This window comes from Chitinophaga polysaccharea (assembly GCF_902150045.1).
GTDB lineage: Bacteria > Bacteroidota > Bacteroidia > Chitinophagales > Chitinophagaceae > Chitinophaga > Chitinophaga polysaccharea_A.
Window position 1 is genome coordinate 2380807 of sequence record NZ_CABFVU010000001.1, and the last position, 17214, is coordinate 2398020.

Below are 17214 nucleotides of genomic sequence, written 5' to 3' on the forward strand. Positions count from 1 at the left end.
AACATTCATCATCAAAATATCCCTTGCAGGTAAGGGACTTGTGGAGGAAAATTATGGGTAAACCTACAGGATTCCTGGAATTTACACGCGAGCAGCCCGGGAAAGCGGATCCCCGGGAAAGGGTTAGTCACTATAGAGAATTTGTAGAACGCTTCCCGGATAATAAACTGAATCAGCAGGCCGCCCGCTGTATGAACTGCGGTGTGCCTTTCTGCCACAGCGGATGCCCCCTGGGTAACGTAATACCGGAATTTAATGATGCCGTATACCGCCAGGATTGGAAAGAAGCGTATGATATATTATCCTCTACCAATAACTTCCCGGAATTTACCGGCCGTATTTGCCCGGCTCCGTGTGAAAGTGCCTGTGTACTGGGTATTAACCAGCCTCCGGTAGCTATCGAGGAAATAGAAAAACACATCATTGAAATAGCTTTCGATAAAGGCCTCGTACAGGCAAAAGCGCCGCGTATGCGTACCGGCAAGAAAGTAGCGGTGATCGGTTCCGGTCCGGCCGGTCTGGCTGCCGCCGCGCAGCTGAACTATGCAGGCCACTCTGTAACAGTGTTTGAGCGCGACGATGCACCAGGCGGACTTTTACGCTATGGTATCCCGGATTTCAAACTGGAAAAATGGGTAGTAGACCGCCGCGTGAAACTGATGGAAGAAGAAGGAGTGGTGTTTCAATGCAATGCCAACGTAGGCGTAAACGTTAGTACCAATGATCTGCTGAGAGAATACAATGCAATTGTGCTGGCTGGTGGTTCCACCATTCCACGCGATCTTCCGATCCAGGGTCGTGAGCTGAAAGGCATACACTATGCAATGGACTTCCTGAAGCAGCAGAATAAAAGAGTTAGCAATATTGCGGTAGAAGGCAGTGATATATTGGCAACAGGCAAAAATGTGATCGTGATTGGTGGTGGCGATACCGGCTCCGACTGTGTGGGAACCAGTAACCGTCATGGCGCCCGCAGCGTTACACAACTGGAGTTGTTACCAAAACCTCCGGGCGAGCGTACACCATTTATGCCATGGCCTACCTATCCGATGATCTTAAAAACATCTTCTTCCCATGAAGAAGGGGCAGACCGTAAATGGGCCATTGCCACCAAATCCTTTATCGGAGATGACAACGGCCACCTGAAAGCTCTGCGCCTGGTAGACCTCCAATGGACCTCCAGCGCTGATGGCAGACCGGCCAAATTCACAGAAGTACCCGGTTCTGAAAGAGATGTACCCTGCGAACTGGCCTTACTGGCTATGGGCTTCGTACATCCGCAGCACACCGGTTTACTGGATCAGCTGGAAGTGGAAAGAGATGAACGCGGTAATGTGAAAGCTACCGAAAAGGATTACCTGACATCCATCCCTAAAGTGTTCGCTGCCGGCGATATGCGCCGCGGACAGTCACTGGTGGTATGGGCAATAAGTGAAGGCCGTGAGTGTGCAAGAAAAGTGGACGAATTCCTGATGGGCAGCTCCCAGCTGGAAAGCAAAGACCATTCACTGCAGGCTATGGCTTTATAATTCAACTGTAAATCAAATTTTTTCTCATAAGCAGGTTTAGATTTTGTTGTAACCTTCAGCCGGGCCGGGTTTTTACCCGGCCTATAATTTTTTCAGAAAGACAGCTCGGGCAGTCTCTTCTCCCTGTAGCGGTCTTTACACAGAGGCCTCCGATCTTTTGTTCTCCCCGGTTTTAAAGACATAAATCAGACATCAGCAGAAACAAAGCCGGTGTTCAGCTATTTCCGGTTATCCGCCCCCCTCAAACCCGATACATTTGTTTATTATGAAACAACTGTTGTGCTTTTGGGGTTTTATATTGCTGGGCTTCTCTGCAGCAGCCCAAATGGAGCTGATTACAGATGCACCCCAACTAAAGAAAGGGTTGTACAAAACCTTTGAAGAATTTCAATCCAATAACCCTTCCGAAGAAGGCGACCTGGTAATCAAAAACCGTAGTACTGCAGCCCAGATTTACCTCCTGGCTAACCGGAATGAACTGGTGCTCCGCGATGCTTCAGGACAGGAACATAAACTAAAAAATTACTGGGGCTTTTGCGATGGAAAAAATATCTATATCAAAGATAATGGGCTCAATAAGTTACAGGAAATAGGCTACTACTGTATATATGCGTTGCATGCCATACAATCCTCCCGGGGATATGTAAACCAGGCTGATATGACTACAAACAGCATCAGCACACCAGTGGTCCTTAAAAAAGTATTGAATGTGGTAACAGGCCAGCTACTAGAGTTATCTGCCTATAATCTCAAAAAATATATCCTTCCACAAGACAGTGTATTGCTCGATGAATTCCGAAATGACCGGGAGAAGAAAGACCAGCTTGAATACTATATTCTCAGGTTTAACCAAAGAAATAAACCGGAAATAAAATAATTGGAATTCATTCATTTTGACACTATTGGGATTGCGCTCACCCGCTACGCCTGCTATCTCATCGCCCAAAGCGGAGTACACAAAAGCTCCCCTCCCTTTTGCTCAAACCTATTTCGCGATACAAACCCGTAAACAGGAAATTGTTGAAAACCGGTTACTGGACATCGATCGTACCAACGCCAGGGAAAAACTATCCGGATCAGAAAAATGTTGTCTGGAATTATCTGTGAAAGGGGAGTGGATGACAACGGGTTTGCCAGGATACGTTCCAAAGGCGATGAAGCCCTTCCTCCCGCAGAAGACATGGATAAGTCAGAAAACGAATTCAAAAAGAAGACAGAAATGCTCTCAAGCTGGATAATTAAAAATTAATCTTTAATCCGGTCTTCCCATATCTCCATTTCGCCAATCTGTGCATTTTACTACTCACCCTATTTACTTCCTCTCCAAAAAAAGTATGTCCGTTACCGTATTTAATGTATTCTTGCAATTACTATTTTATTCCTGTATCCAGAGGTATGGATTTTGTTGTACCCCGCAGGCAAGCGCCCCCGGTTACACTATCCTGCCGGCAAAGTAAACCATAAGTGCGCATTTGCGTTTATATTCAGTAATTTACGCTTGTAATACATCATAGTGACAGAACCAGCAGAAACCGGAGAAAAACACGGCCGCCCCTGGTGGCGATGGCTTATATGGATTATTGTTGCGGTGCTTCTATTGCCCGTAGTGGCTGTTTTATTACTACAGCTGAACGGAGTTCAGAACTACCTCAGAGAACAGGGAGAATTGTACCTGCGGAAGAAACTGCATACAAAAGTACAGATCGGTTATTTGCGCGCACGAGGCTGGCAATACCTGGAGCTTCGCAATGTTTATGTGGCCGACACCTCCAATCAGGCCCTATTTTATACCGGCTCCCTGAAAGTACATTACAACCTTCTTTCCCTGATCAGCAATGAACTGAAAATAGACAAACTGGAATGGGACACCCTGCTGGTAAATGTATACCGTCGTACCGGCGACTCCGCTTTCAATTACCAGTTTGCAGTAGATGCGTTTGTAACTCCGTCCGATAAACCAGATACCCTTGCTCCGGAAACAGGCACTACCCTGCAATTCAGGCTGAAAGATATTTCCCTGCGCAAAGTGAAAGTAAGTTATACAGATGCCCCCGGCGGAATGTCTGCCATACTCACCTGGGACAGTTTGCATGTGGATCCGGACGACCTGCTGATTGACGATGGAATTTATGCGTTCAGGGGCATCGCTATCGACGGACTAAAAGGCTTTTTCAGGCAACAATACATAGCACCCGCTGTTACCACCGCCGCACCGCCACCACCACCCGCCGATACCAACAGCGCATCACTGCATCTGCTGCTGAAAAAACTGCAGATCAATAACAGCCGCTTCCTCTATGCAGACGAAGGCATGGGCATCTCCACCGCATGGAAAATAGGCGCATTCCAGCTACGCAATAGCAACCTGGACCAGGACTCCACCCGTATACAGGTGGGCGATCTGACGATCAGCAATACCGCCGGCCTGCTGATGATGGTGCCGGGGAAAGATACTGTTACCACCTCTCCAAAGGATACTACGCCTAACACATGGCAAGTAATGGCCAACCAGGTAATTCTTGATAAACTGGCATTACGCTATGATAATGGCGGACCAGCACCCAAAGCAGCAAGTACTGATCCCGATTATAACCATCTGCTGCTGACAGGCTTCTCCAGTAAGATCAACAATATCCGGTATAAGCCCGACAGCATTATGGCAGGTATTAAATCGCTAACCGCCCGGGATAAATCCGGCTTTACCATCCGTAAAGCTAATATGGATGTATTGTTTACACCCTATTCCCTGGCCCTGCGTAATTTCTTACTGCAAACCAATAAAAGTATTTTCCGCAAACAGGTAATTGTAACCGTTCCTTCCTGGTCGGGCATTTCCGACCACCTGGATCAACTTGGACTGGACGCCAATCTCGATTCTGTACAGGTGGCACTGGGAGAATGGCTGCCTTTTGTTCCTGATGCCCGCAAGAACAAATCCTTTGCACCCCTCTGGAATAAACAACTAACGCTGGCGGCTATATTAAAAGGTACTCTGGGAGAACTGAACATCAAACAGCTTTATATCAACGATCACGAAGGCAATCTTATTAAAACAGACAACGGCCAGGTGTTTCATGCTACCGATCCGGACCGCCTCAGTGCCAATCTCCCTTCCATTTACATACAATCTGGCAACAAACCGCTGCGGGCCTGGTTACCCGCCGGGACATTACCTGATACGCCACGCCTGCCGGAAAACATGCTGATCACCGGTATGTTTAAAGGAGGTATGAAAGATCTCGTAACGCAATTACAACTGAAAAGCGAAACCGCCAACGCTAATATTAACGCACAGCTGGTAAACATTACCGATAGCATCCGCAGCAGTTATACCATCAGTATTCCATACTTCCGTATTAACCCCGGGGTAATGCTATATGATACCACCTATGGCTGGATATCGGGAAAACTAAACGCTACCGGCCAGGGCTATACGATAAAACAAATGGTGGCTAAAGCTGCTGCCCAATTGGATGAGGCTACCTATAACGCCTATACGTACCACGACGTGAACGTAACTGCAGGTATTAATAACGGCGCCTTTGAAGCAAAAGGCGAAAGCGCAGACACTGCCATCACCGCTACCTTTGATATCAGCGGGCAACTGATGGATACTACTATCCGCGCCCTGAAAGTAAATATGGATGTGGCAAAGGCCGACCTTTATACCACTCATTGGTATACAGAACCATTAACGGTACAGGGAAACCTCGCAGCAGACTTTAACAGCATTGAACCTGAGCGCATAGAAGGCGGCGCCTTCTTAACAAAATGGCAGATCGCCACACAGGGCCAGGTATTTCCGCTCGACAGTATTTCCCTGACGGCTGAATACAAGGACCAACAATACATTACTTTAAAAAGTCCGTTCGGCCTGGTCAATGCTAATGGTCATATCGACTATACAAAAGTGGGCACTGCGTTCACCAATATTATCAACAAACCCCTGCTGCCGGCAGACTCCGGACGTATTGTAACTGTGCCTTCCGGGCAAATGCTGCAATGGAACGCATCCCTGTTATGGCCTAAAAGCCTGCAACAAATGATTCCCACCCTGCGCATGGAAGTACCGCTGGTGATGAATGGTCGCCTAAACAGCGACAGCAGCCTGCTTACGCTGAATGCGTATCTTCCTAAAATTAATTATGATTCCCTGCAGGTCGATAGTCTACGCCTGGGCCTGGCTATTCAGGACACCTCTTTACGGCTGGGCGCTTCCCTGGCCCGTATGGCGCACCCTTCATTCCCCCTGCAGCACACCTATCTTACTGCATATGCCAATACCGGCGTAGTTGATTTTGATCTGGTGCTGGATGATGTTAAAAGAAAGCCTAAATACAAGGTGGGCGGCGTTTTCACCTTCCTGAAGGAGAACGCCATGCAGCTGTCTCTTAAACCTGGGCTGTTGCTAAACAAACAGGAATGGACTGTGGCTGAGAATAATATTCTCCGGATGAAAAATGGCGCTCCTGATACCGCTAACATCAAACTATCACAAGGCGACCAATCCATACAAATTGCCTCCCGGGCAGATACCAGCGCCATTCCTTCCCTCCAGGCAAATATTACCAACTTTAAATTATCTACTATCACCGGCCTTCTCGCTACTGATACATTGCTGGCTAATGGTACCCTGAATGCAGAAGCAACGGTGCGTAACTGGAATCAATCTCCACTCATACATGCCGTACTGAAGGTAGACAGTCTAACGGTGAAGAATACACGTATGGGAACACTGGATGCCAACGTGGAAAACAGCGGCCCGGGTCAGTATAAACTCACAGCCGGGCTAACCGGGAATGACAACGATATCCGGGTAGACGGGACTTATGATAGCACCATCAATGCCCAACTGGATATTAATAAACTAAGTGTTGCCTCCCTGGAACCTTTTACAATGGGCAATGTTACCCATATGTCGGGCAATGCCAACGGCCAGTTCAATATCACCGGAACTCCGTCTGCACCAAAAGTATTGGGAAGCCTGCATTTCGACAACGCCACAGGCATGGTAACCATGATAGGCAGCACTTTCCACCTGCCCGATGAAGATATTGTAATAGATGAACGCGGTATACAACTGAATAACCTGGTAATAGCAGACAGCGCTAATAATGAACTGGTGGTAGATGGCCGTATCAATACCCGTGATTTTACCAGGTACAATTTCAATCTTGATGTTACCGCAGATAACTTTATGGCCCTGGGCCGCCAGCAAAATCCGGATCAGTGGATCTATGGCCCGGCTTATATAGACAGTAAAGTGAAGATCCGTGGATCAATGGATCTGCCAAGAATTGATGCTGTGGTAAAGCTACGCGATAAATCGAGCGTAACCATGACCTTACCGCAGGAAGAACCCGGATTGGCCAACAGGGAAGGAGTAATAGAGTTTGTGGATAAATCCAATCCTATAGACTCTGCGCTGCTGGCTCGTGAAGATAGCATCAAATTTAAAACTACGAGGTTAAAGGGCATGTTCCTCTCTGGTAACCTGGATATCACGCCGGAATCTGTCATCAAAATCATTATTGACTCACAAAACGGTGATTATGTTCAGGCAAAAGGTACTGCAAGCATTAACGCTACCCTGGACCCCAGCAGTAAGCTGAGTCTTACCGGCCGTTATGAAATTACAGAAGGTAAATACGAAATGTCGCTGAACCAGCTCATTAAACGTTCCTTCGATATAGAGAAGGGAAGCTTCATTTCCTTCAACGGCGATGCTACCAGCGCCGATCTGGATATTACCGCTAAATACACAGTAAATGCACCGGCTTACGACCTTGTGGCGGATCAGCTACAGAGCATGTCGGCCGAACAACGCAATACCTACAAGCAGCGGATGCCCTTCCAGGTATACCTGATGATCAAAGGCAACCTGATGAAGCCGGATATCAGCTTCCGTCTCGACCTGGCCGAAAAAGACAGGAACACTCTCAACGGAACTCCGTACAACCGCCTGAAACAGATTAACCAGGTGCCATCAGAATTGAATAAACAGGTAATGGGATTACTGGTACTGAACTCCTTTATTCCGGACGATCCGATGAACACTCTCGATGGCGGATCCGGTGTTGGACAGGCAGCGAAAAACAGTGTAAGTAAAATACTTTCACAACAGCTCAATAATATGGCTGGCAACCTGATCAAAGGGGTTGATCTGAATTTCGATCTGCAAAACCAGGAAGATTATTCTACCGGTACTGCACAGGAAACTACCAATCTCAAAGTAGGCGCATCAAAGCAACTGTTCAATGACCGTTTAACCGTTTCCGTTGGATCCAATATCATGCTGCAGGGTAATCAGCAAAGCGCCAGTTCACTGATCGGCGATATTTCAATAGAATATAAACTTACCCGCGATGGCCGTTACCGCATACGGGTTTATCAGCGGAACGACGGTCAGACAATCATCGAAGGACAGGTAGTGGAAACAGGTGTTGCCTTTGCACTGATCATGGATTATGATGAATTCCGGGAGATCCTGCAACGATCTAAGTCTGATACTAAAAAACAAAAACTGCGCGATAGAAAAAAAAATAAGAAAGACGATAAAAATACGACAATGCCCGATGCGAAAAGCAAATAGCCATACGATCATTTACTGTTGCCTTGTATGCCTTGCTTACCTGGTCATCAGCTCCTGCAGTACCACGCGCACCGTACCTGAAGGCGACCGGCTATATACTGGCAGCAACGTAAAGTGGATCACAGATACCATTGTCAGAAAGAAACCCAAAGACTATAGCAACCTGGTTGATGGAATGAATAAAAGGATCCGCCCCAACAGGAACCGCAAATTCCTTGGCATGCCTATAAAGCTCTGGCTGTATAACTTAGGCAATGAGCCAAAAGGAAAAGGATTAAATTACCTGCTGCGTAGAAAATGGGGCGAACCGCCGGTATTACTAAGCCAGGCCAAACCGGATTACACATCTGAGGTATTGGAAGAATACCTGGTAGATAACGGCTATTTCCAGGCAGGCGTAGTATCTGCTGTTAAATTATCAGGAAAGAAAAAAGCCTCCGTTAATTATACAGCTACACCCAACCACCGGTATACCATTAAAAGTGTTACCTATTTAACAGACAGTAGTGCCATTGGCAAAACAGTAACATATACCAAACCGAAAAGCTCCCTGATCATCGGGGCCAATTATTCGCTGGATTCCATAAAGGCCGAACGTGAACGTATACACTCCGCACTAAAAGAACAGGGCTATTATTATTTTACACCGGATTATCTGCTGGTACAGGTAGATAGTACCAATAATGGTACTGTTGATTTATTTGTAAAGATAAAAGATAACACACCGCTCCTGGCGCTCCGCCCTTACAAAATGCATGATATTGTTTTGTTCCCTGATTATTCGCTGGATAATGACTCCGCTTCCACGCAGGGAACACCGGTAAAATACAAAGGCATTTATATCGTAGATTCTGCTCACCGCTTCAAATCTTCTGCATTTGACCGGTCTGTTTTTTTACGTCCGGATAGTTTATATCGTCTGAGCTCACACAATATCACACTGCAAAGACTGATCAACCTGGGAGTTTTCAAATTTGTGAAAGGACAGTTCTCTCCTGTGCGCGATACCTCCATTCACAACCTAACCGGCGGCGGTGCAAATGTTACTGGAAGGAGAGACGCCGGTGGCAGGAGAGACAGCACCAGCCGCAGAGACAGCTCCGGCAGAAATTTTAATCGTCGGGACACTGCCTATGCCCGCGATACATCGCAGGCAGGCACCTATCGCGCCATGGTAAACAACAGGGTAGCACTCGACAGCGGCTGGCTGGACGCCAAACTTTTCCTGACGCCTTACAAACGGCGCTCCCTTCAAACAGAATTACGCGGAACCTCCAAATCAAATGGATTTATTGGCTCCCAGATACAGATAACCGCTAAAAACCGTAACTGGCTGCATTCTGCGGCATTACTGGAAATAGGCTTGCGCGGAGGCCTGGAATGGCAAACCGGTAATAAAAACGCCGGCGGGTCTAATTCATATGGCCTGGGCGGAGAAGTAGCCGTTACTTTCCCCCGGTTCATCACTCCTTTCAGTGGACTGAACATACGTACCCCTTATGTTCCTAAAACGAGGATAAGCGCCAGCTATGAATTATACAGCCGTGCAGACCTGTATAACCTTAACGCATATACGCTCCAGCTACAGTATCTGTGGCAGCGCACTCAGTACCTGAGTCACATCTTCGCACCCGTTGCGCTTACTTATGTGTTGCCTACTAAAACAACACCTGCATACGATAGTATCCTGAAGAATGATCCAAGTCAGCGTAATGCCATTGAAAAGCAGTTTATCCTGGGAGGCAACTATACCATCACTTATAACAACCAGCAGGCCAATCGTGTGCACAGTTTTTACCTGAGTGGCAATATTGATATTTCCGGGAACATTGCCGGGCTGATCATTCCCAAAAATGATACCGGTCAGAAAACTTTACTGGGAAATTCATTTGCTCAATATGAAAGGTTCACCGCCGAAGCGCGGCACTACTGGCAGTTAGGCAAAGGAAAACAATGGGTAAACCGCCTTCTGATCGGATATGGTTTGCCATACGGCAACTCCTCTACGCTGCCTTTCGTGAAGCAGTTCTTCACCGGTGGTAGCAGCAGTATCAGGGCATTCAGGGCGCGTACACTGGGCCCGGGATCTTACCACAACCCCGCGGTAGATACATCTGCCCTGCTAGCCAATGAAGCCGGTGATATTAAACTGGAGTTCAACTCCGAGCTGCGTGTACATGTTGCCAGTGTATTTAACGTGGCGGCGTTTATAGATGCCGGAAATATCTGGTTACAGAAAGAAGCACCCGATAAACCTGGTAGTAAGTTTGCCTTCAATACTTTTTATAAAGACATTGCCGTAGGTGGGGGAGTAGGCCTCCGCATAGATGCTTCCATTGTAGTGGTACGACTGGATCTTGCAATACCTTTCCGTGTTCCTTATCTACCTCAAAACGAGCGCTGGGTGCTGGATAAAATAGATTTCAGTGATCCTGAATGGCGCAAAAAGAACCTGATTCTTAATATTGCAATCGGGTATCCGTTCTAATATTACGGGGAGATGATTTTAAAATCATCTCCCCGTAAATATATACTCATAACACATCTTTCAGGTGCTTGTAATTCGATTTCACTGCATCAAATACATCTTCATACCTTCCGCTCAGGATTAGTTTTCCCATCCAGAGCGCAAATCCCTTCATCTGCGCAAACTCCACCTTTGGCGGCATAGCCAATGATTCCGGGTTGGTGAACACATTTACCAGCACAGGCCCTTCTGTTTTAGCCGCCTTGGTTAAAACACTTTCCACATCTTCCGGTTTACGGATCGTAAAAGCGGTGAATCCCATGGCCACTGCTACGGCGCCAAAATCTGGATTCACCATATCAGTTTGCCAGTCGGGAATCCCGGCTACTTCCATCTCCAGTTTTACCATTCCCAGGGCCCGGTTGTTAAATACTATTACTTTTACGGGGAGTTGGTACTGTTTTATCGTCATCAGGTCTCCCAGCAACATCGTTAATCCCCCATCGCCACACAGAGCATACACTTCCCGGCCCGGCTGGGCCAATGCTGCGCCAATTGCCTGCGGCATAGCATTGGCCATTGAACCATGATTAAAGGACCCCAGCAGCGTACGTTTACCGGTGCCTTCCAGGTACCGGGCCGTCCAAACATTCGTCATCCCGGTATCTACCGTAAAAATGGCATCGTTGGCAGCAATTTTATTGAGAGTAGAAGCCACAAACTCGGGACTGATCGCATTTTCTTTCCCGGTATCCTCCACGTAAGTCTGCATTTTCTTTTGCACTTCCTTGTAAAACGCTACCATTTCATCCAGGAAATTATGGTCTGTATTTTCTTTCAGCATAGGCAAAAGCGCCTTTAGCGTATCGCTGATATCCCCGCACAGTCCCATCTCCAGGGTGGCCCTTCGTCCCAGTCTCTCTGGTTGTATATCTACCTGGACGATCTTTGCTTTTTCAGGAATAAAAGGGGTGTAGGGAAAATCTGTTCCAAGCAGCAGCAATACATCTGCTTCGTGCATACTTTTATAGGCCGATGCAAGCCCCAGCAAACCGGTCATGCCTACTTCATTTGGATTATTATGCTGGATTCCCATCTTGGCGCGGAACGAGTAGGCCACCGGCGCTTTTAATAACGCTGAAAGTGCCACCACTTCATCATGCGCTTCTACGGCGCCCAATCCACAATAAATGGCTATTTTCTTTGCTTCTGCAAGTAAACCGGCCAGCTGCTTTAACTCGGTGGCAGAAGGGCAAATAACCGGTTTCGGACGATAAAGTCTTGTAGCAGTAGGAATATCCTTTGCATCAGCGGCAGCCACATCTCCCGGTAATCCTAAAACCGCTACGCCATGCTTATGTACTGCATGTTGTAAAGCAGCCTGCAGCATGCGCGGCGCCTGTTCTGCTGTAGCAGCTACCTGGTTATAATGACTACAATCATCAAATAGCTTGATAGTATTGGTTTCCTGGAAATAATCGCTTCCAAATTCGCTGGTCGCGCAGGTAGAGGCGATTGCCAGCAACGACGCGCCCGACCGGTGCGCGTCATATAATCCGTTAATAAGATGCACATGCCCCGGCCCGCTGCTACCGGCACAACAAGCCAGGCCGTTCAACTGCGCTTCGGCGCCTGCAGCATAAGCGCCAGTTTCCTCATGCCTTACATGGATCCACTGGATCCGGCCATCACGGCGCACCGCATCGTTAATATGATTCAAACTATCGCCGGTTACAGCATAAATACGTTTAATGCCGGCCGTTGCCAGCATTTCCACTAATTGATCCGCTACAAGTTTTGCCATATAAAATTTGTTAGAATGAGTGCCTGATAAAAACAGTTGATCATCTATATTGTTCAACATATGCCATTCATCAAATTCCACCTTTCCTCCCAATAAAAGCATCGGAAATTTGACTTATTTTTAGACTATTGTCTAAATCGCTATCCGCATGTATATCCCTGCACCCTCACAACGCAATTGGATATTGCTGTTCATTATCCTGGTAATGGCAGGCGCCTCTTCCTGTAGCCGGAAAATCACCGAAACAGGAAAAGCCTCCTATTACGCCAATTCCTTCGATGGTAAACGGACTGCAAGTGGCGAAACCTTCCGACAGCGGGAGCTTACAGCCGCACATAAAACACTTCCCTTCGGTACTCGTGTTACCGTTATCAATATTGCCAATGGAAAAAGCGTAAAGGTCCGCATCAACGACAGGGGTCCGTTTGTACCGGGCCGGATTATTGACCTGTCGCACAAAGCTGCCTCCCGGATAGGCATGCTCAATACCGGCGTTGCCAATGTAGAAGTGAAATACAAAAAGAAGAAGAAAAAATAAGCAGGAGTGAGACGCCCCACTCCTGTATATAATAATTATCCTAATTGATGTACTCCTCCTTTATGTGCTGCATCGCCCCGTTGATCATGTGGGCCTTCAGCAATTTCTTCGACCATTTTCCTGCAAAATGCCGGCAAATCCTTTGGCGTCCGGCTTGTAACCAATCCCTTGTCGGTTACCACCTCTTCATCTGTCCATAAAGCACCTGCATTTTCAAGATCTGTTTTTAAGGAAGGGTAGGATGTTACCTTCCGGCCATCCAGTTCTCCGGTTTCAATTAAAGTCCACGGGCCATGACAAATAGCCGCAATAGGTTTACTCTCATCGAAGAACCCGGTAACAAAAGCGATCACACGGTCATTCGTACGCAAATGGTCCGGATTCATCACGCCTCCCGGTAATACAAGCGCATCATAACTGGAGGCAACCACATCTTTTATGTTTTTATCCACCGGATAATCTTTTCCCCAGTCTTTTTCGGCCCAGGCACGCACCGTTTTTTCTTCCGGGGAAATAATATCCACGGTAGCTCCGGCATTCTTCAATGCTTCCAATGGTTTTGTAAGTTCTACTTCCTCAAATCCGTTGGCAACCACGATAGCTACTTTCTTATCTTTTAATTGATTTTCCATAAAATAATGTTTTAAATAGTTTGAAAATATCCAGCCTCCGGCAGATAAATACCGCGGCAACGTATTCTTCTGCCACAAAAACAATTCCCTTTGTAATTTCTCAGGCATAGCATCTTTCCATAAGATCAGTACGTTTGCGCTTGTATAATTTAATGCCCAAACCGTTGCAGAAACCGGATTCTCATCCGTTTGTAATTTTTTCATTTCTTAATTGCTTTTGGGAACGGATGCTGCTTTATTTGTTAACTATACAATTAAGAACAATGAACAAGAAAACACTCCTGGCAGCAATGCTGGCTATCGCCTTTGCAGCAAACAACACACTTGCGCAGGCCCCTGTGGCAGAGCTTCCCGGCTTTACCGCCTATGCCGATCCGGTAGAAGAACATGTAGAAATCAATGAGCGCCACGGCGTTATTCACTGGACAGAGAACAGTAACACCATCAATTTTTACTTTCATGTGGCCAATCCTGGCTCACTCAAAGTTTCCTTACAGGCAAAAGCAGATGCCGAAAGCAAAATATTAGTTACTGTAAATGAAACTCAAAAAATAGTTAGCATTCCTTCCAATAATGATTTTGTAAATATTCCCGTGTTGCAAACGTCTGTAAGGAAGGCAGGCTTCTATTGTATATCATTGAAAGGTGTGGAGAAGAAAGGGAATATATATGCAGATGTAAAAAGTGTTGGCCTTTCGGGTTCCGCTGTCAAAGACATTCAATATAATGCCAAACCCTGGCGCCGCGCAGCTTCTGTACACTTAAGCTATCCTGTTCCTGAAGGTAAAAATGTAGAGTGGTTTTATGGAGAAATTAAAGTTCCGGAGGGAGAAGATAAACTGGGTACCTATTTCATGTCTTGCGGATTCCACAGGGGCTACTTTGGGATGCAGGTTAATTCACCCACGGAAAGAAGGATTATCTTTTCTGTTTGGGATGCAGGAGGGGGGCCGCAGGAGCGAAGTAAGGTAAAGTATGAAGACCAGGTGGTAATGCTTGCAAAAGGAGATAGCGTAGAAGCCAGCGGGTTTGGTGGGGAAGGAACAGGAGGTCATAGCCACTGGGTATATAACTGGAAAGCCGGTGATACCTATCGTTTCCTGATGCACAGTGTACCAACAGGAAATACCACCACCTATACCGCCTATTTTTATGTTCCGGAACATAATGAGTGGAAACTGATTGCCAGTTTCAGAGCGCCCAAAGATGGTAAGTATATGGGCCATCTTTATTCCTTCCTGGAAAACTTTTCCTTTGAAAATGGCCATCTTGGCCGCAAAGGATATTTCGGTAACCACTGGATAAAAACCAACACCAGTGAATGGATAGAGCTCACCAAAGCAAAGTTCTCCAATGACGCAACAGCCAAAGCGAAAGACCGGCTCGACTTTGGCGGTGGCTCTGAAAACGGATGGTTCTATTTATGGAACAGCGGTTTCAAACCTGCCAATGCAAAATATGGGGATCTGTTTGAGCGCCAGGCAACAGGTACGCCTCCCGTTATTGAATTACCAAAATTCTGATAATTCTTAGAACAGTAAGTATCAACCGGCTGCAGTTTATCCGCAGTTGGACCAACCACTGTTAAGTGGTCCCCGGCCAGTTAGATTGCTGCTTTGCATGATTATGTTGATTTTTTCCTGATGTCTGTTTGTACAGACATCAGCCGATATTGAAACGGGAAATATAACGCTTATCCACTTTTGGACGTATCCACGATCTGAGAATTAGCGGCAACCCTGAAAACATGCTGCTCATTATACCACCATATCCTGTATCAACACCCGGCGCCCGGCATTTTACAGCCGGGCGACTTTTTATTTATCAGACATAAAAAGAAAACAGACCCACTTAATTAGTCTATATACCCTATGGGATTTAAGTGGCGCATTTATTTTCATTTTTCCCCAAGCGTTTCCGGTGTACCCTTCATTGCTCAAATTTTCTGTTGCTGATCTGATTATTGGAGCATAGTGGTTGTTCGCTCTGCTATTTTGATTTAAATTCGGTAATCAATTCTGATAACATCAGCACATATGGCCTTCAAAAAGAAATTGCCTATTCCCGGTATGGTACAGGCACTAAACCCATTCAAGGTGAAGAAGCAACGTATCATGAACTTTAACCCGGCAGAAGGTGTAACTACCAGGAAACCAGCGGCAGAAACCAAGATCACTGTTTTTGACTACAATGTTAACCTTTGTTCAGAGCTGGTGCTGAATAAAATAGAAGACACCTTCAGGTATGCGTCTGCCCCACAGTTAAGCTGGATCAATATTGACGGCATCAGGAAAGAAGAGGTGCATGCAGTGTGCGAGCAATTTATGATACATCCCTTACTGGAAGAGGACATTTTAAGTACGGGGCAGCGCGCCAAAATGGATGAGATCAATGACCGGATGTTTTGCTTACTTCCAATGATTTACTTCAACAGTGAAACTTCGTCAATTGATCTGGAACAGGTGAGCATTGTACTAGGCAGGAATTTCGTAATCTCCTTCCAGGAAGATCCCGCGCGGGATGTATTCGATCCTGTGCGTAACAAACTGCTGATTACCGGATCCCGTATTCGTAATGGTGGGGCTGATTATCTCTGTTACTCATTACTGGATGTAATTATCGACAACTATTTTATCGTAATGGATAAACTGGGGGAAAGAATAGAAATGGTGGAAGACCTCGTACAGCACCAGCCAAATACCCGCACATTGGCACGGATCAATTATTTACGCCGCCAGGTTTTCCTGTTCAAAAGAGCCATTGCACCGGTGAGGGAGCTGGTAAATGGATTCCTTAAAAGTGAAAATGATCTGCTGGATGATAAAGTAACGAAATATTACAAGGACGTATACGATCACATCATTCAATGCAACGACCTGGCAGATAACTATCGGGATATGGTATTGAATTTACAGGAGATGTATCATACGCAGCTAAATCTGAAGATGAATGAAATTATGAAAGTGCTGGCGGTAGTAACCACATTGATGGCTCCGCCAACACTGCTGGCCGGTATTTACGGCATGAATTTCCAGCATATGCCCGAACTGGCGTCTCCTAACGGATATTATTATACTCTGGGAGGTATGGGCATATTATTGGTACTAATGATCCTGGTTTTCCGGAAACGTGGCTGGTTTTAACCCTTCTTTTTGTATACAGGCACTGTAGAACAGGGTTCTCCGTACATGATACTCTTTACCACGGGACGCAACAAACGGGTAATTTCTGCATAAGCTATTTCTCCTACCCGTTTATCACCGCATCCTTTAATTACAATTCGTTTATCGGCAAAGGCGGAGATGTCAATTGTACCCAGGTTCCTGAGATACAGGGTATTGTGTATAAATTCCGCGTTTCCGAAAGCAGCATAGGCCGCAACCGGCTCCAGGTTTGTCATTACAAGCATATAAGCCCACAAAGGAACAACAGCATCTGCAGTACATACTAAACCCACATTCTTTCCGCGGTATTGCTCCCAGTCGTGCGACTGCATCGCTGCCCGGAAATCCTTTTCCTTCAGGATAAGTCCCATAAACAGGTAATCCTTTAAATCAAATACCACAATTTCCCCTTCGGGATAAAATTCCTCCAGGTCAATCGTTTCCAATCCACTCTGTGCTACTTTATTTATGATTTCGTCCATTTTTTC

10 protein-coding genes are annotated in these 17214 nt (G+C 46.3%); 7 read left to right on the forward strand and 3 right to left on the reverse strand.

Features of this window, described 5'->3' with window-relative positions; all coding sequences use genetic code 11:
* The first annotated feature begins 53 nt into the window (after positions 1-53).
* The 4 genes from FN124_RS09700 (at position 54) to tamL (ending at position 10609) form a co-directional block, all read left to right on the forward strand.
* Positions 54-1529: a glutamate synthase subunit beta gene (locus FN124_RS09700; RefSeq protein WP_142684530.1), complete on the forward strand. Its 1476-nt coding sequence runs from the start codon at positions 54-56 to the stop codon at positions 1527-1529.
* A 265-nt stretch (positions 1530-1794) separates the two neighbouring features.
* Positions 1795-2406 carry a DUF6563 family protein gene (locus tag FN124_RS09705; protein WP_142684531.1) on the forward strand — a complete coding sequence of 204 codons (612 nt, stop codon included), beginning with the start codon at positions 1795-1797 and terminating at the stop codon, positions 2404-2406.
* A 636-nt stretch (positions 2407-3042) separates the two neighbouring features.
* Entirely contained in the window at positions 3043-8121 is a 5079-nt protein-coding gene (locus tag FN124_RS09715) for a translocation/assembly module TamB domain-containing protein (protein WP_142684532.1), read from the forward strand.
* Positions 8105-10609, forward strand: coding sequence for a translocation and assembly module lipoprotein TamL (tamL, locus tag FN124_RS09720; protein WP_185937145.1), 2505 nt, complete (start codon positions 8105-8107; stop codon positions 10607-10609). The genes FN124_RS09715 and tamL overlap by 17 nt, the downstream gene beginning before the upstream one ends.
* Positions 10610-10655: 46 nt before the next feature.
* Here the strand turns inward: tamL and FN124_RS09725 are convergent, their stop codons facing one another.
* Positions 10656-12392 (reverse strand): thiamine pyrophosphate-dependent enzyme, encoded by a 1737-nt coding sequence (locus FN124_RS09725; protein ID WP_142684534.1) that lies wholly within the window; start codon positions 12390-12392, stop codon positions 10656-10658.
* 148 nt (positions 12393-12540) lie between these two features.
* Between FN124_RS09725 and FN124_RS09730 the strand changes: the two genes are divergently transcribed.
* The gene (locus tag FN124_RS09730) at positions 12541-12930 is read left to right on the forward strand and encodes a septal ring lytic transglycosylase RlpA family protein (RefSeq protein ID WP_142684535.1); all 390 of its coding nucleotides are present in this window, start codon (positions 12541-12543) and stop codon (positions 12928-12930) included.
* 35 nt (positions 12931-12965) lie between these two features.
* Here FN124_RS09730 and FN124_RS09735 read toward each other — a convergent pair whose 3' ends face one another.
* A complete protein-coding gene (locus FN124_RS09735; protein WP_142685524.1) occupies positions 12966-13562 on the reverse strand; it encodes a type 1 glutamine amidotransferase domain-containing protein in 597 nt (198 codons plus the stop codon).
* Positions 13563-13825: 263 nt separating this feature from the next.
* Here FN124_RS09735 and FN124_RS09740 point away from each other — a divergent pair, with 263 nt between their 5' ends.
* Both FN124_RS09740 and corA read left to right on the forward strand, forming a co-directional pair.
* The gene (locus tag FN124_RS09740; RefSeq protein ID WP_185937146.1) at positions 13826-15085 is read left to right on the forward strand and encodes a DUF3472 domain-containing protein; all 1260 of its coding nucleotides are present in this window, start codon (positions 13826-13828) and stop codon (positions 15083-15085) included.
* 513 nt (positions 15086-15598) lie between these two features.
* Positions 15599-16705 carry a magnesium/cobalt transporter CorA gene (corA, locus tag FN124_RS09745; RefSeq protein ID WP_142684537.1) on the forward strand — a complete coding sequence of 369 codons (1107 nt, stop codon included), beginning with the start codon at positions 15599-15601 and terminating at the stop codon, positions 16703-16705.
* Here the strand turns inward: corA and FN124_RS09750 are convergent.
* On the reverse strand, positions 16702-17208 hold the full coding sequence (locus FN124_RS09750) for a DUF2480 family protein (protein ID WP_209855986.1): 507 nt from the start codon (positions 17206-17208) through the stop codon (positions 16702-16704). The two genes, corA and FN124_RS09750, sit on opposite strands and share 4 nt — an antisense overlap.
* Positions 17209-17214 lie beyond the last annotated feature (6 nt).